Here is a 22,356-nt window from a genome sequence, read left to right on the forward strand (position 1 = left end):
CGAGTACCTCCGCGGCGCTGCTGTGCCTCCTTCCTGCCGCTGCAACAGCCGCAGGTCCTCCACACTCATCACCGACTGGCGGGGCACGTTGTACGTCACCGACGGCCGCTCGGGTGCGGCCGCCGCGGCGGCCGCGGTCCCTGCTGCGGGAAGGCCCGCCCGGGGGGGCACCGCCCTGCCGATCGGGATGCGCCCTCGTTGAGGGCGTCCACGAAGGCGATCCCGTACTCGCGTACCGAGGAGGCCTTCACCATGTGCTCGTTCCTCGACCCCCACAGCAGGTTGGAGTCGGAGGTGTCCGTACCGATGCCGCCGATGAGGCCGCCGCCCGGGTAGCCGGGGATTCCATCCCGGACGACCAGTCCACCGGATGCGAGTTCACCCGGCGGGCACGCCCGAGGAGGACAGTGCGGCCGAACGGGGAGGGGGCCGGAGCGGTGTCTACGGTTCCGTAACAGCGGATGCCGTTTCTGTCACGGTTCGCACACCCGGATCCGAGGTCGAATCCGGGCCCGGGCCCGCGCTCGCCACCGTGACCGTCTCCATCGCGCCGATCAGTCGCTCCAGCACCCGTACGGTCTCGGTCAGTTCGGCCTCGCCGAGGGTTTCCGCGAGGCGGTCCGCGAAGGCCGCGTGTCCGGGGGTGATCCGGCGGACGGCCGCGAGGCCCTCCTGCGTCGGGCGGAGGAGCTTGGCTCGGCGGTGGGCGGGGTTGGGCACGTACTCCGCGAGCCCGCGCTCGACCAGCAGATCGGCGATCCGCTGCACGCTCTGCCGGGTGATGCCCATGGCGCGGGCGATCCCGGAGACGGGCAGCGGCTCCTTCAGTACGGCCCCGAGGACCTGCCACCAGGCGGCGGTGAGCCCGGCGGGGCGGGCCAGCTCCTCGGCCACGCCCATGAACTGGCCGTTCAGCCGGAAGACGCCGAGCGCGCTCCGGCTGAACAGGTCCTGCCGTGCCCTGTCCGCCGGCCCACTCTCCCTATCCGCCCCGCCCGGCTCGCCCGCCCCGCTCGCCCCAGTCACTGGCCGGCCCCCTCAAGCACCGCGTACGCCTCCGCGTCCGAGTCGTGGAACAGCCGGTACCAGGCGTCGAGCACCTCTCCCTCGTACACCCCGAGCAGTCCGAACACCTCCCTCGCGAACGCGACGGGCTCGGTGGGTCCTGCGGTGATCAGCTTGCCGTCCGTGACGGCGTCGGCGTCGATGTACCGCTCACCGCCCTTGTATCCCGTGGCCGCCAGATAGAAGGAGACGGCACTGGTGTGGGCCCGATCGTCGAGCAGTCCCTCTCGGGCGAGGCCCGCCGTGCCCCCGCAGATCGCGGCGACGGGCACGTCGGCATCCAGGAACTCCCGCGCCTTGCGGGCGAAGGGGGCGAGGTCGTCGGTCCCCGCCGCGGTAGCGGTTGATGTCACAGTCCACAGATCGGCTCCCGGCAGGATCAGCAGCGAGCTGTCCTCGGGCCGCAGGTCGTCGAGCGCGACATCGGGCTGGATCCGCAGCCCTCCGACGGACCTCACGGGGGCGAGAGACGCTCCGACCGTCCGGATCTCGTAGCCGCCCCTCGCGAGGTACGCGGTCGTGTGGCCTGTCTCCCAATCGGCGAGCGTGTCGTAGACGGCGAGGTGTACGGGCTTGCGTACGGGCCTGCGGTTGCCGCTCATGGTTCCTCCTCGGTCGTGCCGGTCGGGCGTCCGGCCCTGCGAGTGCTTGTGTAAGCATGCTGTCATCACGACAGCATGCTGTCAATAGACGTCCGTCTCGGGCCACCACCGGCACCCAGCCAAGCCCCCACCGAACTCCACCGGCCTCCCTACACACGACAACCTGTCGCGTTCCCGGCCCCACCGCAGACAGGACGCCGATGTCGCGCCCTCGCCCCGGACACCTACGCTCGGCCGCATGACCCCTCAGCCCAATCCCCAGGCCGGCGCCGCCGTGAAGGCCGCGGACCGTGCGCATGTGTTCCACTCCTGGTCGGCGCAGGAGCTCATCGACCCGCTCGCCGTCGCCGGCGCGGAGGGGTCGTACTTCTGGGACTACGACGGCAGGCGGTATCTGGACTTCACCAGTGGGCTCGTCTTCACGAACATCGGCTACCAGCACCCGAAGGTCGTCGCCGCGATCCAGGAGCAGGCCGCGAGCATGACGACGTTCGCGCCGGCCTTCGCCGTCGAGGCCCGGTCGGAGGCGGCCCGGCTGATCGCCGAGCGGACGCCGGGGGATCTGGACAAGATCTTCTTCACCAACGGGGGCGCCGAGGCCGTCGAGAACGCCACGCGGATGGCCCGGCTGCACACCGGCCGGCCGAAGGTGCTGAGCGCCTACCGCTCGTACCACGGGGCCACCGCCGCTGCGATCAACCTCACCGGCGACCCCCGCCGGTGGCCGAGCGACCTCGGGGCGGCCGGGGTCGTCCACTTCTGGGCGCCCTTCCTGTACCGCTCGCCCTTCCACGCGGAGACCGAGCAGCAGGAGTGCGAGCGTGCTCTCCAGCACCTTGAGGACACGATCGTCTTCGAGGGACCCGCCACCATCGCGGCGATCATCCTGGAGACGATTCCGGGGACGGCCGGGATCATGATGCCGCCGCCGGGATACCTGGAGGGCGTCCGCGCGCTCTGCGACGCGTACGGGATCGTCTTCGTCCTGGACGAGGTCATGGCCGGCTTCGGACGGACCGGGCACTGGTTCGCCGCGGACCACTACGGGGTCGTGCCGGACCTGATGACGTTCGCGAAGGGTGTGAACTCCGGGTACGTGCCGCTGGGCGGTGTCGCGATCTCGCCCGCCATCGCCGAGACCTTCGCCAAGCGCCCCTACCCGGGCGGGCTCACCTACTCCGGGCACCCGCTCGCCTGCGCCGCCGCCGTCGCGACCCTCAATGTGATGGAGGACGAGGACATCCTCGGCCAGGCCACCCGGATCGGCGCGGATGTGCTCGGGCCCGGGCTCCGCGAGCTGGCCGAACGCCACCCGAGCGTCGGTGAGGTCCGCGGCACGGGCGTCTTCTGGGCCCTGGAACTCGTACGGGACAGGGAGACGCGGGAGCCGCTGGTGCCGTACAACGCGTCCGGCGCCGCGAACGCTCCCATGGCGGCGTTCGGTGCCGCGGCGAAGGCGCACGGTCTGTGGCCCTTCATCAACATGAACCGCACCCATGTCGTTCCCCCCTGCAACATCACGGAGGCGGAGGCCAAGGAGGGTCTGGCCGCGCTCGACGAGGCGCTCTCGGTGGCGGACGAGCACACGGTGTAGGGCGGGAGCGGTGCAGTCCGGATGACCCTTTCCCGAACGCGTAAGGTGACTGGCTCGTAGACATGAGCGAGTACTTATCCGCTCGGGGAAGGAACGGACGATGCCCCGCACCGGCAGCGGCAACGGCGCCGTCACCCGCAGCACCCTGCGGCAGCAGATCGCGGACGCGCTCCGCGACGAGGTGCTGGCCGGACGCCTCAAGCCGGGCCAGGAGTTCACTGTCAAGGAGATCGCCGAGCAGTACGGCGTCTCCGCGACCCCCGTCCGCGAGGCCCTGGTCGACCTCTCGGCCCAGGGCCTGCTGGACGCGGACCAGCACCGCGGCTTCCGCGTCCACGAGTACTCGCTGAACGACTACCGGGGCATGATCGAGGCCCGCAGCCTGGTCACGGACAGCATCTTCCGCGGGCTGCTCGACGCGGAGGCCACCACCACCCGGGGTGCCCGCGCCGCGCTCGCCACCCGGATCGACGACCCGCGCACCGGTGCCGCGCTCGCCGGGGTGCGGCGGCGCGGCGAGGAGGCCCAGCGGGCGGCCGCCGCCGGTGACCTCAACATCCTCATCGGCTACGACCTGCGCTTCTGGCGCGAGCTCAGCGGGCTGTTCGGCAACCTCTACCTCGCAGACTTCCTGCACCGGCTGCGCGTCCAGTCCTGGGTGTGCGCGGTCCAGCACCTGCGCCGGGTCGACGACCTGCGCGGCCGGCTGTGGGCCGAGCACACGGCCCTCGTGGACGCCCTCACCGAACGCGACGCCCCGGCCGCACACACGATCGTGACCGCGTACGACGCGCACTCGTTGGCGCTGATCGAGCAGTTGGTGGCCGACTAGGGCCGCGGGTTCGGGGCGCGGGGCGCGGGTTCGGGGCGCGGGTTCGGGGCACGGGTTCGGGGCGCGGGTTCGGGGCACGGGTCCGCGGTGCGTTGTCTTGGGGCGCGGGCCGTGCCGGTACGTCGAGCCCGCCGCGTGCCGGGTGTACGGCTGTGGGTTTTGAAGGTGCTGCTTGCCGGAGGAGCCCTATGCGGCGGGCTTTCGACGTACCGGCACGGCCCGCTCCCGTGCGTCGTCGGGTGCGGGTCCGGGGTTGGAAACGGCGGGTGCGGGGGTGGGGGCGTCGGGTGTGGGGTATTCGACGTTCACGGCGGGGCCCGACCGCGCTTGCACCCATTACGCTTTCTTGACCACCGTGCTACGCGAGGAGCTCTCTGTTGGCCTGTGACCTGTGGCTGGTCCCGCTCGTCGACGTGTTGTGCCACACCCCCGACAACCCCTTCGCCGAGGAACTCGCGCTCTACGACAAGGTTCTGGGCGAGGCCGGACTTCCGCCGGTGCCGGTCTACGCCTATATGCCGGGCCTCTCCGGCGACGTGGCGCCGGTGGCGGGCTTCGACTACGACGCGCTGCACTTCCTGCGCCGCGCGTATCTGCTGCAGGTGTGCGGGCTCGCGGTGACGCCGGTCGACGAACTGGGCGGCGACTACGAGCAGTTGCTGGAGATGTTCGACGCGACGGCCCAGCAGTCGCACCTGGTCTGGCACTACGACCACGCGGGCGCGTACGTACCGGTGGACTTCCCGCACCCGCTGTCGAACGACGAACTCCTCGCGGGCGGGGGCCCCTTGGGCTCGTCCCAGGCCCTGCTGCGCGAGCTGGAGTTCGTCGCCCCGACGATCGGCATCGACCCCGCCGTGCCTCCTCTCCCGCCCCAACCCCCCGTGGCACCCACGGAGTTGGAGGAACCGGCCGCCCCCGCCCCCTTCGACTCGAGCCCGTTCGCCCGCGAACGGCATGTGTGGCTGGGCCTGCACGCGGCGGCGACCCGGAGCCTGGCCCAGGGCTCGATGATCATCTTCAGCTAGCCCTGCTGTCATCGGCGCCTGCTGTACGGGTGTTACGACGTGCAGACGTCGGTCAGTTCGTCGTCGGCGGCGTCGATCCGGCTGGAGTCCGGGCTGGTGTCGCCGTCCAGGATGGCCTCGTTGTAGTCCTTGATGGCGTCGTTGCGGTCGTCGACCGCCTTGCCGACCTTGTCGTCGTTGACCTTGTCGCCGTCCGTCCTGTCGTTGAGTCCGTGGTGTAGCGGGCTCCACCATCGACGCCCCGGCGGTCAGCGCAGCTGAGACAGGCCCTTCTGGAGGTCCTCGCCGTTCATGATCGGGGTGACCTCGATCTCGGCGTTGAACTGGGTGAGGAACGGCTCACCGGTGGGAGGCAGTTCCGAGCTGTCCTTCATGTCGAAGAACAGGAGGCAGGTACGCCGACCACCCAAGGGCGCGAAGTACGCCGCCTCGGGCTTGAGATGGTCCAGGATCTCCTTGATCAGCTCCGGCATCTTGCCGCTACGGATCGCTTCGTTCGACTTCTCCGTGTCCAGAGTGGCCTTGAGCATGACGCGCATCGCGCTCACCTTCTTCTGATCGACGCACGCACATTTGCACTCTCAGCTTATGCCCGCTATGTGAGGTACGCCCACTCTTGCGCGTGGAGTGCGGTACGCAGGAGCAGCGAGTGCACGAGGTGGTCGGGGGCCATCGGCCGGTACCGCCAACTCAGCGGCCAGGTCCACCCGTCGGGCCAGGGGCGGTGTGCCGTGCCGCCGACCGGGACCAGGAAGTCTCTGCGGAGTTGGAGACCGGTGAGGGGGACCCAGTCAGGGGCGAGTGAGGGTTCATCGAGGTTTAGTTCGTGACTTTCTGTGTCCATGGGGACAGTTTCGACAGGCGGGGTCAGCGTCCGCCATGACTTTGCGTCGACCACTGGTAACGGTGGGGAAGTCGGCGTTGGCTTGTCGAGAGGAGCAGTTGGGACGGAAGATCGCTTACACGGGTATGTGCGGATGGACAAGTATCCGGCGCAGCCCAAGAACTATGCGTTGCTGGAGCAGCGGGCGCTGACGCTTTCCACGTACGTGACCTTCGTGGTCCACGGTCTGTTCCAGACCGAGGACTACGCTCGCTCGCTGATCAACGGCAGGTATCCGCCCTTGAAGGAGCAGCGCGCAGAGGAACTGATCGAGGCCCGGTTGGCACGACGTGCGCTCTTCGGCCGCGAACCAACGGCCCTGATCGAACTGGTCCTTGAGGAGTCCGTGCTGCGCCGTACGATCGGCGGCCCCGAGATCATGCGTGGACAGCTACTGCACCTCGCGGAGCACTCCAAACGCCGTAACGTCACCTTGCAGGTACTGCCGCTGAACTGCGGTCTCGATGGCGAACAGTTGGCGGGAGAAGAGGAATGAGCGGCACACTTCGATGGTTCAAGTCCAGCTACAGCAGTAGCAGCGGAGGCGAGTGCGTCGAAGTCGCCCTCCACCCCCACACCATCCACATCCGCGACTCCAAGAACCCGGCGGCGCCCCTCACCGTCGCCTGCGAAGCGTGGGCCGCCTTCACCTCAGCAGTCCGGGTGACGTAGGCGGCGTAGGCCGTACCCCCGCTCCCCCGAAGCACTACGCTCCCGCACCGGACAGCGTCAGAGCGTGCCGAAGGACGGGTGGGCAGACAGGTGGGCATGGGGGACAGGCTGCGAGTCGCCGAGGTCGAACGCATTCCGGAGGACCGGCTGATACAGCTGATCACCGACAGCTTCGACAACCTCGTCACCGTGGCCCTCGCGGACGCCACCAGCGGTTTCGTACCCCAGCGCACACGTCGTCTACTGCGCAAAGCGGAATGGCGACTGGACTGGCAGGACGCCCTGCTCTGTGCCGGCGGAGAACTCCAGGTCGCCACCGAACGGATGCGTTACACGGGCGACCCTCGCCTGGACGCCACGGAGAACCGTCTGCGCCGAGTCCGCCACCGCGGCAACGAGGCCAGCCTGCTGGCCAAGAAGTTGCGCCGCAACGACTTCAACGACAGCGCGGAGCGCAAGATCGGAACGAACTCCCATCTCACCGCTCAGGTCTGGTTGAGGGCGGCGTTCCCGGACGAGTACGCGGATCTTCTTCGGCACGAACGCGCCCACCTGAGCCTGGACGGGACACCCGAGGAACCCTCGTTCCGCGATGTGCACGAGCAGATCGAGTACGCCTGCGCCCTCGGCCTGGTCGCCGCGCCGCGCACACCGGAACTCGAAGCGCTGCTCACCGCCGGTGACGCCGTCGTGAGGCTCGCCACGGCCGACGACGCCAAGAACCAGGACGAGCGCACTATGGAGCTGCGCCATCCTCTAATGCTGGGCCGGTGGGAGAACGCCCTGAGGGAACTGGGGACCATGACCGCGGGGCCGGCTCGCGCACAGACCCCTCACGCGCTGGGAACACTGCCGGACGATTTTTACGCCCTCCCCCAGGATGAAGCGATCGGGGTTCTCAACGCCCGGCGTTTCCTCGCGGCCGTCCAGCAGCGGCGCCTGGAGTACAAGCGGTGCGTCCGCCAGATCACCCAGGCGCTACGCGAACGGGAGCGCGAAAGCCCGCACGCGATCGCCCTTGCCGAAGCCAAGGCAACGGCGAGCCGCCACCTTGCCGAAAGGCACCCGGCCGAGTACGCACTGATCCGCGCCGAGCTGCGCCCTCACGAAGAGCACAACGGCTTCCTGCCCAGGTCGCTCGCCTCAAGCCCGCAGCGCGCCGAGATCAAGCGCCGGGTCCTGGCGACCCTGGCAGACGGCACGTGGACGCGGTCGGTGGCGCCGGAAGCGTAGGGGCGGCCGGGTCGGTCGGCCGGCTCAGGCTGTTCCCCGTAAGCCGAACAGAAGGCGTACGCGCGCAGATACGCTGAGTAGCGAATGGCCTGCATCGCAAGAAGGGCGCATCATGACACTGATGCTGGAACGACCGACGATAAGCGGCACCAAGCCCCCCGGCTTCGAGGGTCTGCTGGACACCCTCGACGAGCTGAACGTGCCCGCCGGCTACAAGGCCGAGATCATCAAGGGGAACATCGTCTTGTCGCCGTGGTCCAAGGGCTACTACACCCGCGTCATGAAGCTGGTGTGTGACCAACTCGAGCCGTACCTCCCCGAAGGCCACCTCATCAGTCAGGCTCCCCAGCTGTTCGTCTTCCCGGGGGTCGAGCGTGCGTACGGACCAGACATCCACGCCGCGCACGAGCAAACGTACGAGACGACCGGAAACCACCTGGACGGAGAAGGTCTGTCCTTCGTCGCCGAGCTGACGTCAAGCTCCACCCGGGACAACGACCTGACCGACAAGGTCAAGGCCTACGGGAAGGCGGGCGTCCCCGTCTACCTGGCCCTCGACATGCAGGAGGAGCAGGCCACTATTTTGTGGACTCCGTCCGCCAAGGGCTACGAATCTCGCCTCACCGTTCCGTTCGGTGAGAAGCTCAGCATCCCCGAGCCGTTCGACTGCCCCCTCGACACCGCAGGATTCCGGGCGCCGAAAAAGCCGTAGGCATCTGACGCGACGAGAACTAAAGGAGCGGCGCCCTGACAAGCTGTCGGGGCGCCCCTCCTTTCGGTCCGTACTAGATGAACGAGTTGATCTCGATCGTCTCGTCGCGGCCCGGGCCCACGCCGATCGCTGAGATCGGGGCGCCGGACATCTCCTCCAGGGCCTTCACGTAGTCCTGCGCGTTCTTCGGGAGGTCCGCGAAGGTCTTGGCCTTCGTGATGTCCTCCGACCAGCCCGGCAGGGTCTCGTAGATGGGCTTCGCGTGGTGGAAGTCCGTCTGGGAGTACGGGAGTTCCTCGACGCGCTTGCCGTCGATCTCGTACGCCACGCAGACCGGGATCTGCTCCCAGCCGGTGAGGACGTCGAGCTTGGTGAGGAAGAAGTCCGTCAGGCCGTTGACGCGCGTCGCGTAGCGGGCGATGACCGCGTCGAACCAGCCGCAGCGACGGTCACGGCCGGTGGTGACGCCGCGTTCGTGGCCGATGCGGCGCAGGGCCTCGCCGTCCTCGTCGAAGAGTTCGGTCGGGAAGGGACCGGCACCGACACGCGTGGTGTACGCCTTCAGGATGCCGATGACCCGGCTGATCTTCGTGGGGCCGACGCCCGAGCCGGTGCAGGCGCCACCGGCGGTCGGGTTGCTGGACGTCACGAAGGGATACGTGCCGTGGTCGATGTCCAGCAGCGTGCCCTGACCGCCCTCGAAGAGGACGACCTTGTCCTCTTCGAGGGCCTTGTTGAGCACGAGGACCGTGTCGGCGACGTACGGGCGCAGCTTCTCCGCGTACGTCAGCAGTTCCTCGACGACCTGCTCCGACTCGATGGCGCGTCGGTTGAAGACCTTGGTGAGGAGCTGGTTCTTGCCGTCGAGGGCCGCCTCGACCTTCTGCATCAGGATCGACTCGTCGTACAGGTCCTGTACTCGGATGCCGACGCGGTTGATCTTGTCCGCGTAGGTCGGGCCGATACCGCGGCCGGTCGTGCCGATCTTCCGCTTCCCGAGGAAGCGTTCCGTCACCTTGTCCACCGTCACGTTGTACGGCGTGATGATGTGCGCGTTTCCGCTGATGAGGAGTTTGGAGGTGTCGACGCCTCGCTCGTTCAGTCCGTTCAGCTCGGAGAACAGGACCGACGGGTCGACGACGACTCCGTTGCCGATGACCGGAGTACACCCCGGCGAGAGGATTCCGGAAGGGAGGAGGTGGAGGGCGTACTTCTGATCGCCCACGACTACCGTGTGGCCGGCGTTGTTGCCGCCCTGGTAGCGCACCACATAGTCCACGGAACCACCGAGCAGGTCGGTGGCCTTTCCCTTGCCTTCGTCACCCCACTGAGCACCGAGCAGCACAAGTGCGGGCACGCGCGTACACCCCTTCCGGGCGGGGCATGTCCAAGGTCGGGGACGTACGCGGCTGATTCTGGTACGGCTGCGTACGCCGGCGACCACCTTTGGCCGCGACCGTCGGACCGGATGCCCCGGAATAGACGAAGCCCCTGGCGCAATAGCGCAAGGGGCTCTTGCACAAAGATGCTACCCGAGGAAGCGAGGCAGGACCGAGGTGTCGACTTCCGACCAGCTCCTTGTGGTCATCGACCCGGTCGCCCGTCACGGTGACGGTGAGGCGGTACGGATCGCAAAAGACGTGCTCAGCGCGGGTGCGACGACGAAAGTGTGCCTTCCTGACGGGCCCGAGGAATTCGATCGGGCACTTGCCAGGAGAGGGTCACGACGGCCTGTCGTGATCGGGGACGACCGGGCGCTTTTGCGCACGGTTTCCGTTTTGTACCGACGGCGGGAGCTGGCCGGATGTGCACTGTCCCTGGTGCCGGTCGGCGCGAGCGGCGGCTCGCTGTCGCTCGCGCGGGCACTGGGCGTGCCCATAGGTGCCGTCGCGGCGGCCCGTGCCGTACTCGACGGGGCCGAGCGACGGCTCGACCTCCTGGTGGACGACAGCGACGGGGTGGTGCTGGGGGCGCTGCGGATTCCGCCGTTGGCGGGGGGTAGGTGGGGGGCGCCCGGGCCGGTCGGATCGGCCGGCGCGGCCGGGTCTTCGGGGGTGGGCTCGGGTGAGGGTTTGGGTGGGGGCTTGGGTGGGGGCTTGGGGGCTGGTGCCGGTTCTGGTGCTGGTGCTGGGAACGGGTCCGGTTCTGGGGCTGGGGCCGGGTCCGGTCCTGGCAATGGGGCTGGTTCTGGGTCGGGGGGTGGCTCGCGGTTGGGACTGGGGTTGGGGTTCGGATTCGGGTCGGGTTCCGGCTCGGGTTCCGGGTCCGGGTCCGGGGCCGGGAGCGCTTCGGAGGATGGCGGTGGGCATCACCATCACTGGCTTCGCACCTGCCAGTCCCTCGTACGGACCCTCGCCGCCCGGCCCGCCCGGGTGCCGGCTCCTGCGGTGACCGGGCCGACCCGGTTGCGGATCGAGGTCGACGGGGTGACCCTCGTCGACCTCGACCAGCCACTGGAGTCCGTGTCCGTCATGCCGGGCGGAGTGGGCGGGTGTGCGCGTGTCGAGGTGCGGCCCGCATCTGTGGGTGCGGAGGCCGCTCTGCTGGAGGCCGTGGCCCGGACGATCACCGTGTCGGGGTCGGACTTCCGCTATCGCGCGGATGCGGTGGTTTCGGGGCCTGTGCGGACTCGGACGTGGACGGTGCGGGAGGGGGCTTGGGGGTTGACGTTGCCGGGGTGACGGGGGGTACCGGGGGTGCCGGGAGGGGTTTTTCGCCCCCGCCGCCCCTACCCTCCCCCACTCTCGGCTTCGCTCGAGCGGGGGGACCCCCATCGTCCCTGACTCAGGGGCTCCGCCCCCGAACCCCCAAAAGATTGCGCAGTTCCCCGCGCCCCTAAGGTTTTTAGGGGCGCGGGGAACTGCGCGATCAGCCCCCACCGGCCCGCACCCGACAACACACCCCACGGGGTCTGGGGCGGAGCCCCAGAAGGACGGGAATGGGTAGGGGCGGCGGGGGCGAAAACAGGCCTCTACCCCACCACCGGCAACCCCACCACCCCATCACCCAAGGCGTCCCTGTCGTCCTTCAAGGACACCCCCGTCCCGCCCAACGCCCGCGCTCGGGTCATCAGGGACGTCAGCTTGGCGGCGGCCAGGTCGTAGGACAGGCCCAGCGGAGGGCGGATGTTGGAGAGGCAGTTGCGGTCGGCGTCCGTGGTGTGGCCGGGGCGGGGGGCGTACGTGAGGTACGCGCCCAGGGAGTCCGCCGCCGACATGCCGGGCCGTTCCCCGACGAGGACGACGACCATCGCGGCACCCAGCGCATGGGCGACATCGTCACCGAGCGCCACCCGCGCCTGCTCGGCAAGGACGACCGGCGCGACCCGCCACCCGGAAGGCAGCCGAGCCGTCGTCGCGCGGATCACCGGCGCCGCGTGGTCATGAACGGCCCGGCTCGACAGCCCGTCCGCGACCACGAACGCGATGTCCCAGTCGTCGCGCGGCAGATGCGCCCGGTCGACGTCGTCGAGCCTGCGGCCCAGGTCGGGCCGCTGGAGGTACGTCAGCCGGTCGGGAGCCGCGCTCCGGACCCGTACCGTCGGTACACCCGGCAGCCCGGACGCCACCACGTCCGGGTCGAACGGCGAGTGGACCGCGTCCCGCGCCGCCGCGTGCGCGGCCTGGAGTTCGAGGCGGTGACGCGTCGGCAGGGCGGACCCGGCCCGGCCGAGCCCGATCCGCGCCTGGGTGTGCCGCCGCAGCCCCGCCCACAGCGCGGTGTCGGACTCGGACGACGGCTCGGGAGCCGTACTCCCTTCCATCAATGCCCTTACCAACACGGCCAGTTGACGGTCCGTCATGCCGCAAGCTCCTTGCCGATGGCCATCAGGGGGTGGGCGGTGCCGGCGACGGACCGTATCCCGCCGCGTTCGTCGAGCAGGCCGATCCCGTCGAGCCATGCCTCGAACTCCGGTGCCGGGCGCAGCCCCAGGACCTCACGGAGGTACAACGCGTCGTGGTAGGAGGCGGATTGGTAGTTGAGCATGATGTCGTCGCCGCCGGGCGTGCAGATGACGAAGGACGCCCCGGCCACGCCCAGCATGGTCAGCATGGTGGCGATGTCGTCGTCGTCCGCGTCGGCGTGGTTCGTGTAGCAGATGTCCAGGCCCATGGGCAGGCCGAGCAGCTTGCCGCAGAAGTGGTCTTCGAGGGCGGCTCGGAGGATCTGGCGGCCGTCGTAGAGGTATTCCGGGCCTATGAAGCCCACCACCGTGTTGACCAGCAACGGCTCGTAGCGGCGGGCCACCGCGTACGCGCGTGCCTCGACCGTCTGCTGGTCCACGCCGTGGTGTGCGTCGGCGGAGAGCGCGCTGCCCTGGCCGGTCTCGAAGTACAGGGCGTTGGAGCCGACCGTGCCCCGGCCCAGGGCGCGCGCCGCCTCGTACGCCTCGTCGAGGAGGCCGAGGGTGACGCCGAAGGAGGCGTTCGCGTCCTGGGTACCGGCGATGGACTGGAAGACGAGGTCGAGCGGCGCCCCGGCGGCCATCAGGTCGATGCTCGTCGTGACGTGGCTGAGCACGCAGGACTGGGTGGGGATCGCGTACCGCTGGATCACGCCGTCGAGGAGTTCCAGCAGGTCGCGTACGGCCTTGGGGCTGTCCGTCGCCGGGTTGATGCCGATGACCGCGTCGCCGGAGCCGAGGAGGAGTCCGTCGAGGAGCGCCGCCGCGACGCCCGCCGGGTCGTCGGTGGGGTGGTTGGGCTGGAGGCGGGTCGCGAGGCGGCCGGGCAGGCCGATCGTGGAGCGGAAGGCCGTGACGACACGGACCTTGCGGGCGACGGCGACCAGGTCGGCGTTGCCCATGAGCTTGGAGACGGCCGCCGTCATCTCGGGGGTCAGACCGGGGGCCAGCGCGGCCAGGGCGCTCGCGTCCGCCGCGTCCGAGAGCAGCCACTCCCGGAACTCGCCGACCGTGAGACCGGCGACCGGCGCGAAGGCCACCGCGTCATGGGTGTCCACGATGAGCCGGGTGACGTCGTCGTCCTCGTACGGGATCACCGGCTCGGCGAGGAACTGCGCGAGCGGTACGTCCGCCAGCGCCCAGCGGGCCGCGACCCGCGCCTGCGCCGACTCGGCGGCGAGCCCGGCGAGGCGGTCGCCGGAGCGTTCGGGGCTCGCGGCGGCGAGCAGCCGGGCGAGGCCGCCGAAGCGGTGGGTGCGGCCGCCGAGGGTGGAGGTGTACGTGCTCATGCCGGGGACGGTACGAAGCGCGGGCGTACGGGGTCCATGGCCGGGCGGAGAGTTAACGCAGACGTTCGCTGCCGGGGCGATCCACAGACGTTCTAAAGGTCTGGTTGACAAACATTTAACGCCCGGACCGGCGACACGACTCATTTTCCGTGCAGCATTCCGGTCGACCGAGGACAAGCGCGAAGGCAAGCGCGGACACGAGTACGAAGACGCGCGGGCGACCGCGGACGACCATGGAGAGGGGCCACCCGATGGCAGTACAGGAGGGCGCCGCCCCCGAGGCGGCGACCGGCGAGAACACCACCGTCCATCGGCTCAAGCCGAACGCGATCGGCCTGCTCGGCGTGGTCTTCATGGCCGTCGCCACAGCCGCGCCGATCACCGCGATGACGGGCAACGTGCCCTTCATGGTCTCCTCCGGAAACGGCATCGGAGCCCCCGCGAGCTATCTCGTAGCAATGGTCGTCCTGGCGATCTTTGCGGTCGGCTTCACCTCGATGGCGAAGCACATCACGTCCACGGGCGCCTTCTACGGCTTCATCTCGTTCGGCCTCGGCCGGACCGTCGGCCTGGCCTCGGGGCTCCTCGCGACCTTCGCGTACGTCGTCTTCGAGCCGGCCCTGATCGGCATCTTCTCGACCTTCGCCACGACGACCCTCCACGACCAGACGGGGGTTGACGTCCCGTGGTGGGCGTTCGCGATCCTGATGCTCGGGATCAACGCCATGGGCACCTGGTTCGGCGTGTCGGTCGCCGAGAAGCTGCTCGTGGTGCTGCTCGCCACCGAGGTCACGATCCTCGCGGCGATGGCGATCTCCGTCGCCCTGCACGGCGGCGGCCCGGACGGCTTCACGTTCGGCCCGGTCAACCCGGTCAACGCCTTCCAGGGGACCTCGGCCGGACTCGGACTCTTCTTCGCCTTCTGGTCGTGGGTCGGCTTCGAGTCGACGGCCATGTACGGCGAGGAGTCCCGCGACCCGAAGAAGATCATCCCCAAGGCCACGATGATCTCGGTGCTCGGCGTCGGCGTCTTCTACGTCTTCGTCTCCTGGATGGCCATCACGGGCAACGGCGAGGCGGCGGCCGTCGAGGCGGCCTCGTCCTCGAACCCGCTCGCGCTCTTCTTCAACCCCACCGAGCAGTACGTCGGCCACTGGGCCGTCATCGTCATGCAGTGGCTGATGATCACCGGCTCGCTGGCCTGCGGCATGGCCTTCCACAACTGCGCCGCCCGCTATCTCTACGCCCTCGGCCGCGAAGGCGTGCTGCCCTCACTGCAGCGCACGATCGGGCGCACCCACCCCGAGCACGGTTCCCCGCACGTCGCGGGCCTCGTCCAGACGATCGTCAGCGCGGTGCTGCTCGGCGCGTTCTGGGCGGCGGGCAAGGACCCGTACACCGGTACGTACGTCCTGCTCGCCATCCTCGGCACGATGGCCATCCTGGTCGTGCAGGCGGTGTGTTCCTTCGCGGTGCTGGCGTACTTCCGCAAGAACCACCCCGAGTCCCGGCACTGGTTCAGGACCTTCACCGCCCCGCTCGTCGGCGGCCTCGCGATGCTCGCGGTGGTGGTGCTGCTGGTGTCCAACATGGGCGTCGCGGCCGGTCCCGAGTCCGGTTCGATCGTCCTGAAGGCCACCCCGTGGATCGTCGTGCTGATCGCGGTGGGCGGGGTGGCGTATGCGCAGTACCTGAAGCGCCGGCGGCCGGAGGGGTACGCACTGCTGGGGCGGACGGTCCTGGAGGAGACGAAGGAGAGGTAGCCGCGGAGGAGTTGGCGGCGGAGTCCGCGGCGCCGTTAGCGGTGGCGTCAGCGGCGCCGTTCTCGGTGGCGTTCGCGGTGTTGTTCGCGATGGGCCTTCGGCCGGGTGCTGTTCGTCAGCCCTGGCCGAACGTCTTGTCCCGGTGCTCCCGCCACCGCTCCATCAACTGGCCGAGCTCGCCCTGCAGATACTCGAAGAAGGCGAGCGTCTCGGCGATCCGCTGTCCGCCGGGGGTCGTCATCCCGAGGCTGTCGACGCCCTCGCGCAGGGTGTGTTCCCAGCGCTTGAGTACGGCGTCACGGCTGGTCAGCGCCTCGTACCACTGGTCGCTGTGCACCCGGTACCGCTCGCGCCGCGAGCCGGGTTCGCGCTCCCGCGACACCATGTGGACCTGGGCGAGATAGCGCACCGCGCCGGAGACCGCGGCGGGGCTGACCTGGAGCTGTTCGCCCAGTTCGGCCGAGGTCATGGCGCCGGAGTCGGACGCGAGCAGCGCGGCGAAGACCCGGGCGGCCATCCGCTGCATACCGGCCTCGACAAGCTGTGCCGCGAAGCCCTCGACGAACTTCGACACCGCCTCCGGGTCCCGCCCCGGCGCACTCGGCTCCGTCATCGTTCGATCAGCTCCCTGCTCGCGCACCATCCTCCGAGTATATCGGTCATTTTTACGCTTCCTTAACTTCACAAATTTCTGAAGGAAGCGTACGTTCTGAATCATGACGAAGGCAATCACCGTCTCCGGACTGCACAAGTCGTTCGGCAGCACACACGCCCTGGACGGTCTCGACCTCGACGTCGAGACCGGCGAGGTCCACGGCTTCCTCGGGCCGAACGGCGCCGGGAAGTCCACCACCATCCGCGTCCTGCTGGGCCTCCTGCGCGCCGACTCCGGCGCCGCCCAGCTGCTGGGCGGGAACCCGTGGACCGACGCGGTCGAACTGCACCGCCGGATCGCGTACGTCCCCGGCGACGTGACCCTGTGGCGCAACCTCTCCGGCGGCGAGGTCATCGACCTGTACGGGCGGCTGCGCGGAGGCCTCGACAAGGCACGCCGGGCGGACCTGATCGAGCGGTTCGAACTCGACCCGACCAAGAAGGGGCGCACGTACTCCAAGGGCAACCGGCAGAAGGTCGCCCTCGTCGCCGCCTTCGCCTCGGACGTCGACCTGCTGATCCTGGACGAGCCGACCTCGGGCCTCGACCCGCTCATGGAGGAGGTCTTCCAGTCCTGCGTCGAGGAGGAACGCGACCGGGGCCGCACCATCCTGCTCTCCTCGCACATCCTCAGCGAGGTGGAGGAGCTGTGCGACCGCGTCAGCATCATCCGCAAGGGCCGGACCGTGGAGAGCGGCTCGCTCACCCAGCTGCGCCATCTGACCCGCACGAGCGTCACCGCCGAACTCGCGGGCCCGCCCAACGGGTTGGCTGCCCTGCCCGGCGTCCATGACCTCGACATCCAGGGCAGCAGGGTCAAACTCCAGGTGGAGAGCGACAAGCTGAACGCCGTACTGCGTTCCCTCACCGAGTCGGGCGTACGGTCCCTGACCTCGACGCCGCCGACCCTGGAGGAGCTGTTCCTGCGGCACTACCAGGAGGACGTGCGGGCGGAGGCGGTGGCGCGATGACCGCCGTGGCTTCGAGCGCACGCTTCACCGTACGGTCCGGTGGATCGCGTCAACTGGCCGGTACCTGGACCCTGTTGAGGCTCGCACTGCGCCGCGACCGGGTGATGATCCCGCTGTGGGTCGCGGTGATCGGGCTGATGGTGGTCTCCATGCCCGGCTCGCTGGAGAGCGTCTACTCCACGGCCGCCGAACGCGCCGACGTGGCCCGCCAGATGCTGACCAACAGCTCCCTGCGCGCCATGTACGGGCCGGTGTTCGGCGACTCCGTCGGCGGCCTCGTGGCATGGCGCATCGGAACGTACGCGGGTGTGTTCGCCGGGATCATGAGCCTGCTCGTCGTCGTACGGCACACCCGGGACGAGGAGGAGAGCGGCCGCCAGGAGATGGTCTCGGCGGGCATGGTGGGCCGTCGCGCCCCGCTGACCTCGGCACTCCTCACCGCCCTCGTCGCGAACGCGGCCCTCGCCCTGATCATCACGGGCGGCCTCGCGGGACAGGGCTCCTCGGGCGCGCTGGCGCTCGGGCTCGGCACGGCCGGGGTCGGCATGGTCTTCGCGACGATGGCGGCGATCGTCGCCCAGCTCACGGAGAGCGCCCGGCTCGCGAAGGGCCTGACGGGCGGGCTGCTGGGCGCGGCGTTCGTGCTGCGGGCGGCCGGCGACTCGTCGGTGAGCGACGGCTCGTCGGTGCTGACCTGGCTGTCCCCCGTCGGCTGGCTGGAGAACCTGCGGTCCTTCGCCAACGAACGGTGGTGGGTACTGCTCCTCTTCGCCGCCGCCGTGGCACTCCAGGGCGTGATCGCGTACGACCTGGCCGGCCGCCGTGACGTGGGCATGAGCTTCCTGCCGACCCGGCCGGGCCCTGCCTCCGGCCGTCTCGGTACGGCCTGGGCACTGGCCTGGCGGCTGCAGCGCGGCAGCGTGCTCGGCTGGAGCCTCGGCTTTCTCGCCGCCGGGGTCGCCTTCGGCGGGATCACCACGGGCGCCACGGATCTGGTCGGCGACAACCAACGGACCCGCGAGATCATCGAGCGCATGGGCGGCCAGTCCGGGATCACGGACGCGTTCCTCGCCACGATGGTCGGCATGCTCGGGATGGTCGCCGCGCTGTACGTCGTCCAGTCCGTGCTGCGTCTGCACGCCGAGGAGACCTCGCAGCGCGCCGAACCCGTCCTCGCCAACGCCGTGGGCCGTCTGCGCTGGGCCTCCGGCCACCTGCTGATCGCCTTCGGCGGGGCGACCCTGATCATGCTGGTCGGCGGCCTCGGTCTCGCCCTCGGCTACGGCCAGGACCTGCCCACCATCCTGGGCGCCTGCCTCGTCCAGCTCCCCGCGATCTGGACCCTCGGCGGCCTGGCCGTCCTCCTCCACGGGGTGTCTCCGACGGTGGCTCCGGGTGCGTGGGGCGCCGCCGGCGCGGCCCTCCTCCTGGGCTGGATCGGCCCGGCCCTGGACCTCCGGGACACCCTCCTGAACCTCTCCCCCTTCGGCCACCTCCCAAAGCTCCCGGGCGGTGAGCTGACGTGGACACCGGTACTGGTGCTCACGGGGATCGCGGTGGCGCTGGTGGGGCTGGGTCTGGGTGCGCTGAGGCGCCGGGATCTGGCTACGGGCTGACGGGTGGTCGGGTGGGGGTCGTCGGGTGGGGGTGGGTGGGGGCTGGAAGGCGGGTGGTCGGGTGCGGGTGGGTGGGGGCTGGTCGCGCAGTTCCCCGCGCCCCTAAAAGACCTGCGCAGTTCCCCCCAACCCCTGAGGGGAGGCACCCCCGTCACACCTCGACGAGCAACCCCTCCAACCCCCGAATCACAAAGTTCGGCTTCCGCTCGGGCTCGGCAGCGAGCCTGAGCGAAGGAGCCTGATCCAACAACGCCCCCATCGACGCGGCCAGTTCGAGCCGGGCAAGCGGCGCCCCGATGCAGTAGTGGATCCCCGCACTGAACGAGATGTGGGGATTCTCCGGCCGGGCCAGATCCAGCGCCTCCGGCTCGGCGAACACCGCCGGATCATGGTTGGCGGAACCGAACAGCAACGCCACCTCGCTCCCCCGGGGAATCACCGTCCCGTCCACCTCGATCTCATCGAGCACCCACCGCTCGAACAACTGCAACGGCGTGTCGTACCGCATCAGCTCCTCCACCGCCGTGCCCACCAGACCCCGGTCCGCCCGGAGCGCCGCCAGCTGACCGGGGTTCCGGAACAGCGCCCACCACCCGTTCACCGTGGCGTTCACCGTCGCCTCGTGGCCCGCGTTCAGCAGGAGCACGCAGGTCGAGATCATCTCCTGCTCACTGAGGCGGTCCCCCTCGTCGTACGCCGCGATCAGACCCGAGACCAGGTCGTCCCCCGGCTCCTTGCGCCGGACCGCGATCAGCTCCCGCAGGAACTCGGTGAACTCGACCGACGCCCGCACCGCCTTCTCCGCCGTCTCCTCCGACGGGCTCAGCTCGTACATCCCGCAGATGTCCGCCGACCAGGGCCGCAACTGCGCCCGCTCGGACTCCGGGATCCCCAGCATCTCCGCGATGACCGCCACCGGGAGGGGTTCGGCGACGACCGTCAGCAGGTCACCGCCTCCTGCCTCGACCAGCCCGCCGACCAGCTCGGACGCCAGCCCGTCCACGTACGGCCGCAGCCGCTCGACCGTCCGCGGGGTGAACGCCTTCGACACCAGCCGCCGGATCCGCGTGTGGTCCGGGGGCTCCAGGTCGAGCATCCCGTGGTCGTTCAGCACATGGAACGGCTCGTGCTCGGCCGGCGGTGCCGTGCGCCCGAAGTCCTCGTGCGTGAACCGGTGCTGGTACGTCCGGCCCAGGCGCCGGTCCCTGAGCAGCGCCGACACGTCCGCGTGGTGCGGGACCAGCCACTGGTTGGTGGGCTCGTAGTAGTGGACCCGGCCCTGGGCACGCAGCTCGGCGTACGCGGGGTACGGGTTGGCCAGGAAGGCCTGGTCCCAGGGGTTGAACGCGGGCGGGGTCTTCGTAGCTGCCATGAGCGGACGCTAGCCGGAGGTGTCCCTGTCTGACCAGGGCCGTCCCTCTTCCTGAGGTTGTCCACGGGCCGGTGGGGACGTGCGGGTGTGCCGTGGCTGATCGCGCAGTTCCCCGCGCCCCTGGAGGGCGCCCCCGTCAGCCCGGTGTCACCAGGCGCGCCTCGTAGGCGAAGACCGCCGCCTGGGTGCGGTCCCGCAGGCCCAGTTTGACCAGGATGCGGCTCACGTGGGTCTTGATGGTGGACTCGGCCACCACCAGGCGGGTGGCTATCTCGGCGTTGGACAGGCCCTGGGCTATGAGGACCAGGACCTCCGTCTCGCGCTCGGTCAGGTCTCCGTAGGCCGCCTGGGCGGTGGGCGACAGGCGGGGCTCCTCGGCCAGCTTCGAGAACTCCGTGATCAGCCGCTTCGTCACCGAGGGGGCCAGCAGTGCCTCGCCGGCCGCGACCACGCGCACCCCGTCCGCGAGCTGCCGGGCGGAGGCGTCCTTCAGGAGGAAGCCGGACGCTCCGGCGCGCAGCGCCTGGTACACGTACTCGTCGAGGTCGAACGTCGTCAGGACGAGCACCTTCGACGCGCCGCTCGCCGCCACGATCTCGCGGGTCGCCTCGATGCCGTTCATCACGGGCATCCGGATGTCCATCAGGACCACGTCCGGCCCCAGCTCCCGGACCCGGTCCACGGCCTCGCGGCCATTGACCGCCTCGCCGACGACCTCGATGTCCGGCATCGCGCCGAGCAGCACCGAGAAGCCCTCGCGGACCATCATCTGGTCGTCGGCGATCAGTACGCGGATGGTCATGCGGAGTCCTCCGTCGGTGCCGTCGCCGGGACGGGGAGGAAGACCGTGACCTCGTAGCCCCCGTCGTCCGTCGCCGCCGCCGTCATCTCCCCGTCCAGCATCGACACCCTCTCCCGCATGCCCGTGATGCCGTGCCCGGCGCCCGGTGAGGGCTTGACCAGGCCGGTCGCCGGACCGTTCACGATGCGCAGTCCGAGGCCGCCGAGCACATAGCCGATCTCCACCTTGGCCGCGGCGCCCGGCGCGTGCCGCAGGCTGTTGCTCAGCGCCTCCTGGACTATTCGGTACGCCGACAGCTCGACGCCCTGCGGAAGCTCGCGGACCGCCCCGGTGACCGTCTTGTCCACGGCGAGGCCCGCGCCCCGCACGTTCTCCAGGAGTCGGTCCAGGTCCCCGAGGGTGGGCTGCGGGGCGTCCGGGGCCTCGTAGTCCTCGGCCCGTACGACACCGAGGACCCGGCGCAGCTCGGAGAGGGCTATGACCGCGTTCTCCCTGATCACCGCGAAGGCGTACTCCAGCTCCGGCGGTGGGTTCTCCACTCGGTAGGGAGCGGCCTCCGCCTGGATGGCGACCACCGACATGTGGTGGGCGACCACGTCGTGCAGCTCGCGGGCGATCGTCGTGCGCTCTTCGAGAAGGGTGCGCTTGGAACGCTCGTGCGCGGTCACCGTCTCCTGGGCTGTCACCTTCTGCGCGGCGTCGTGCCGCACATGCCAGACCGTGACGACCAGCAGGGCCAGCGCGCTCACGAACAGGAAGGGCATGGTGTTCGTGTAGTAGTGGCCGCCTCCGAAGAAGACCTCCGCGAGGAGGCCGTAGACGGCGGTCAGCGCCCACATCCATGCCGCCGTGCGGGGCCGGGTCCTCAGTGCCACGACCGTGAGCACGACGAGGTGGGTGGCGAAGCTGCCCGGCAGCCAGGGCCAGTCGCTCCAGGAGTCCCCGAACACAGCCGTGACGGGTGTCGCCATGCAGGAGATCCAGAAGGCGCCGACCGGCCTGAGCAGGGTCAGCAGGATCGTGCCCATGCCCAGGAGGCCGGTCACGAGCTGGACCAGATCACCGCCGCCGTTGTCCGCGAGGGCGATGAGCAGCGCCACCAGGCCGGCCAGTCCCACCACTATGTGCGGGGTCCAGGCCGCCTGCTCCCGCAGGCGCGACGGCAGCCGCCGGGTCAGGCGGCCGTCCACCCGCCTCCTGGGAAGCGGGTGGACGGCGAAGGCGTCGTGGAAGAGGTCCTGGCGCAGCCCCCGCGACGCGTCCATCGCCAGCTGGAACTCGGGGCTGCGCTGCCTGGCACCGCCTGGCGGTGTCGTCTGCGTCTGCGTCGTCTCGGTCACATACAGAACGGTAGGCGGAGACCG

Annotated in this window: 21 protein-coding genes; 11 read left to right on the plus strand and 10 right to left on the minus strand. The window is 69.8% G+C overall.

Annotated features, from left to right (window positions below; all coding sequences use genetic code 11):
- Window positions 1-441 precede the first annotated feature (441 nt).
- Together ACIBEI_RS24955 and ACIBEI_RS24960 are read right to left on the minus strand one after the other, a co-directional pair.
- Window positions 442-948 (minus strand): MarR family winged helix-turn-helix transcriptional regulator, encoded by a 507-nt coding sequence (locus ACIBEI_RS24955; RefSeq protein WP_398892432.1) that lies wholly within the window; start codon window positions 946-948, stop codon window positions 442-444.
- 74 nt (window positions 949-1,022) lie between these two features.
- Window positions 1,023-1,667: a DJ-1/PfpI family protein gene (locus ACIBEI_RS24960; RefSeq protein WP_398892353.1), complete on the minus strand. Its 645-nt coding sequence runs from the start codon at window positions 1,665-1,667 to the stop codon at window positions 1,023-1,025.
- Between the two features lie 238 nt (window positions 1,668-1,905).
- Between ACIBEI_RS24960 and ACIBEI_RS24965 the strand changes: the two genes are divergently transcribed.
- The 3 genes from ACIBEI_RS24965 (at window position 1,906) to ACIBEI_RS24975 (ending at window position 5,121) form a co-directional block, all read left to right on the plus strand.
- Entirely contained in the window at window positions 1,906-3,261 is a 1,356-nt protein-coding gene (locus ACIBEI_RS24965; RefSeq protein WP_398892355.1) for an aspartate aminotransferase family protein, read from the plus strand.
- A 100-nt stretch (window positions 3,262-3,361) separates the two neighbouring features.
- Window positions 3,362-4,093 carry a GntR family transcriptional regulator gene (locus tag ACIBEI_RS24970; RefSeq protein WP_398892357.1) on the plus strand — a complete coding sequence of 244 codons (732 nt, stop codon included), beginning with the start codon at window positions 3,362-3,364 and terminating at the stop codon, window positions 4,091-4,093.
- 377 nt (window positions 4,094-4,470) lie between these two features.
- Window positions 4,471-5,121, plus strand: a complete 651-nt coding sequence (locus tag ACIBEI_RS24975) for a hypothetical protein (RefSeq protein ID WP_398892359.1) — start codon at window positions 4,471-4,473, stop codon at window positions 5,119-5,121.
- Window positions 5,122-5,369: 248 nt separating this feature from the next.
- Here ACIBEI_RS24975 and ACIBEI_RS24980 read toward each other — a convergent pair whose 3' ends face one another.
- Window positions 5,370-5,660, minus strand: coding sequence for a hypothetical protein (locus tag ACIBEI_RS24980; protein WP_398892361.1), 291 nt, complete (start codon window positions 5,658-5,660; stop codon window positions 5,370-5,372).
- Between the two features lie 438 nt (window positions 5,661-6,098).
- Here ACIBEI_RS24980 and ACIBEI_RS24985 point away from each other — a divergent pair, with 438 nt between their 5' ends.
- The 4 genes from ACIBEI_RS24985 to ACIBEI_RS25000 all read left to right on the plus strand — a co-directional run bounded on the left by ACIBEI_RS24985 (window position 6,099) and on the right by ACIBEI_RS25000 (window position 8,621).
- On the plus strand, window positions 6,099-6,500 hold the full coding sequence (locus tag ACIBEI_RS24985; protein WP_398892363.1) for a DUF5753 domain-containing protein: 402 nt from the start codon (window positions 6,099-6,101) through the stop codon (window positions 6,498-6,500).
- Complete coding sequence (locus ACIBEI_RS24990) at window positions 6,497-6,676, plus strand: DUF397 domain-containing protein (RefSeq protein WP_398892365.1); 180 nt, start codon at window positions 6,497-6,499, stop codon at window positions 6,674-6,676. The genes ACIBEI_RS24985 and ACIBEI_RS24990 overlap by 4 nt, the downstream gene beginning before the upstream one ends.
- Before the next feature lie 96 nt (window positions 6,677-6,772).
- The gene (locus tag ACIBEI_RS24995; RefSeq protein ID WP_398892367.1) at window positions 6,773-7,909 is read left to right on the plus strand and encodes a hypothetical protein; all 1,137 of its coding nucleotides are present in this window, start codon (window positions 6,773-6,775) and stop codon (window positions 7,907-7,909) included.
- Window positions 7,910-8,021: 112 nt separating this feature from the next.
- On the plus strand, window positions 8,022-8,621 hold the full coding sequence (locus ACIBEI_RS25000) for a Uma2 family endonuclease (protein ID WP_398892369.1): 600 nt from the start codon (window positions 8,022-8,024) through the stop codon (window positions 8,619-8,621).
- A gap of 73 nt (window positions 8,622-8,694) precedes the next feature.
- Here the strand turns inward: ACIBEI_RS25000 and ACIBEI_RS25005 are convergent, their stop codons facing one another.
- Complete coding sequence (locus ACIBEI_RS25005; protein WP_269655224.1) at window positions 8,695-9,978, minus strand: adenylosuccinate synthase; 1,284 nt, start codon at window positions 9,976-9,978, stop codon at window positions 8,695-8,697.
- A gap of 199 nt (window positions 9,979-10,177) precedes the next feature.
- Here ACIBEI_RS25005 and ACIBEI_RS25010 point away from each other — a divergent pair, with 199 nt between their 5' ends.
- Entirely contained in the window at window positions 10,178-11,302 is a 1,125-nt protein-coding gene (locus ACIBEI_RS25010) for a diacylglycerol kinase (RefSeq protein WP_398892371.1), read from the plus strand.
- 290 nt (window positions 11,303-11,592) lie between these two features.
- On the opposite strand, the gene eutC is transcribed toward ACIBEI_RS25010, so the two are convergent.
- Both eutC and ACIBEI_RS25020 read right to left on the minus strand, forming a co-directional pair.
- Entirely contained in the window at window positions 11,593-12,384 is a 792-nt protein-coding gene (gene eutC / locus ACIBEI_RS25015) for an ethanolamine ammonia-lyase subunit EutC (RefSeq protein WP_398892434.1), read from the minus strand.
- A gap of 35 nt (window positions 12,385-12,419) precedes the next feature.
- The gene (locus tag ACIBEI_RS25020) at window positions 12,420-13,814 is read right to left on the minus strand and encodes an ethanolamine ammonia-lyase subunit EutB (protein WP_398892373.1); all 1,395 of its coding nucleotides are present in this window, start codon (window positions 13,812-13,814) and stop codon (window positions 12,420-12,422) included.
- Window positions 13,815-14,065: 251 nt separating this feature from the next.
- On the opposite strand from ACIBEI_RS25020, the gene ACIBEI_RS25025 reads away from it, so the two are divergent.
- The gene (locus ACIBEI_RS25025) at window positions 14,066-15,577 is read left to right on the plus strand and encodes an APC family permease (RefSeq protein WP_398892375.1); all 1,512 of its coding nucleotides are present in this window, start codon (window positions 14,066-14,068) and stop codon (window positions 15,575-15,577) included.
- A 115-nt stretch (window positions 15,578-15,692) separates the two neighbouring features.
- Here the strand turns inward: ACIBEI_RS25025 and ACIBEI_RS25030 are convergent, their stop codons facing one another.
- Window positions 15,693-16,190 carry a GbsR/MarR family transcriptional regulator gene (locus ACIBEI_RS25030; protein ID WP_398892377.1) on the minus strand — a complete coding sequence of 166 codons (498 nt, stop codon included), beginning with the start codon at window positions 16,188-16,190 and terminating at the stop codon, window positions 15,693-15,695.
- A 103-nt stretch (window positions 16,191-16,293) separates the two neighbouring features.
- Here ACIBEI_RS25030 and ACIBEI_RS25035 point away from each other — a divergent pair, with 103 nt between their 5' ends.
- Together ACIBEI_RS25035 and ACIBEI_RS25040 are read left to right on the plus strand one after the other, a co-directional pair.
- The gene (locus ACIBEI_RS25035) at window positions 16,294-17,202 is read left to right on the plus strand and encodes an ATP-binding cassette domain-containing protein (protein ID WP_398892379.1); all 909 of its coding nucleotides are present in this window, start codon (window positions 16,294-16,296) and stop codon (window positions 17,200-17,202) included.
- Window positions 17,199-18,818 carry an ABC transporter permease gene (locus tag ACIBEI_RS25040; RefSeq protein ID WP_398892381.1) on the plus strand — a complete coding sequence of 540 codons (1,620 nt, stop codon included), beginning with the start codon at window positions 17,199-17,201 and terminating at the stop codon, window positions 18,816-18,818. Before ACIBEI_RS25035 ends, ACIBEI_RS25040 begins: the two co-directional genes overlap by 4 nt.
- A 151-nt stretch (window positions 18,819-18,969) precedes the next feature.
- On the opposite strand, the gene ACIBEI_RS25045 is transcribed toward ACIBEI_RS25040, so the two are convergent.
- The 3 genes from ACIBEI_RS25045 to ACIBEI_RS25055 form a co-directional block, all read right to left on the minus strand.
- Entirely contained in the window at window positions 18,970-20,190 is a 1,221-nt protein-coding gene (locus ACIBEI_RS25045; RefSeq protein ID WP_398892383.1) for a cytochrome P450, read from the minus strand.
- Window positions 20,191-20,326: 136 nt separating this feature from the next.
- Complete coding sequence (locus tag ACIBEI_RS25050; RefSeq protein WP_398892385.1) at window positions 20,327-20,992, minus strand: response regulator; 666 nt, start codon at window positions 20,990-20,992, stop codon at window positions 20,327-20,329.
- Window positions 20,989-22,332, minus strand: a complete 1,344-nt coding sequence (locus tag ACIBEI_RS25055) for a sensor histidine kinase (protein WP_398892387.1) — start codon at window positions 22,330-22,332, stop codon at window positions 20,989-20,991. Before ACIBEI_RS25055 ends, ACIBEI_RS25050 begins: the two co-directional genes overlap by 4 nt.
- Window positions 22,333-22,356: the final 24 nt, after the last annotated feature.

Source organism: Streptomyces sp. NPDC050988 (genome assembly GCF_044456225.1).
Classification (GTDB): domain Bacteria; phylum Actinomycetota; class Actinomycetes; order Streptomycetales; family Streptomycetaceae; genus Streptomyces.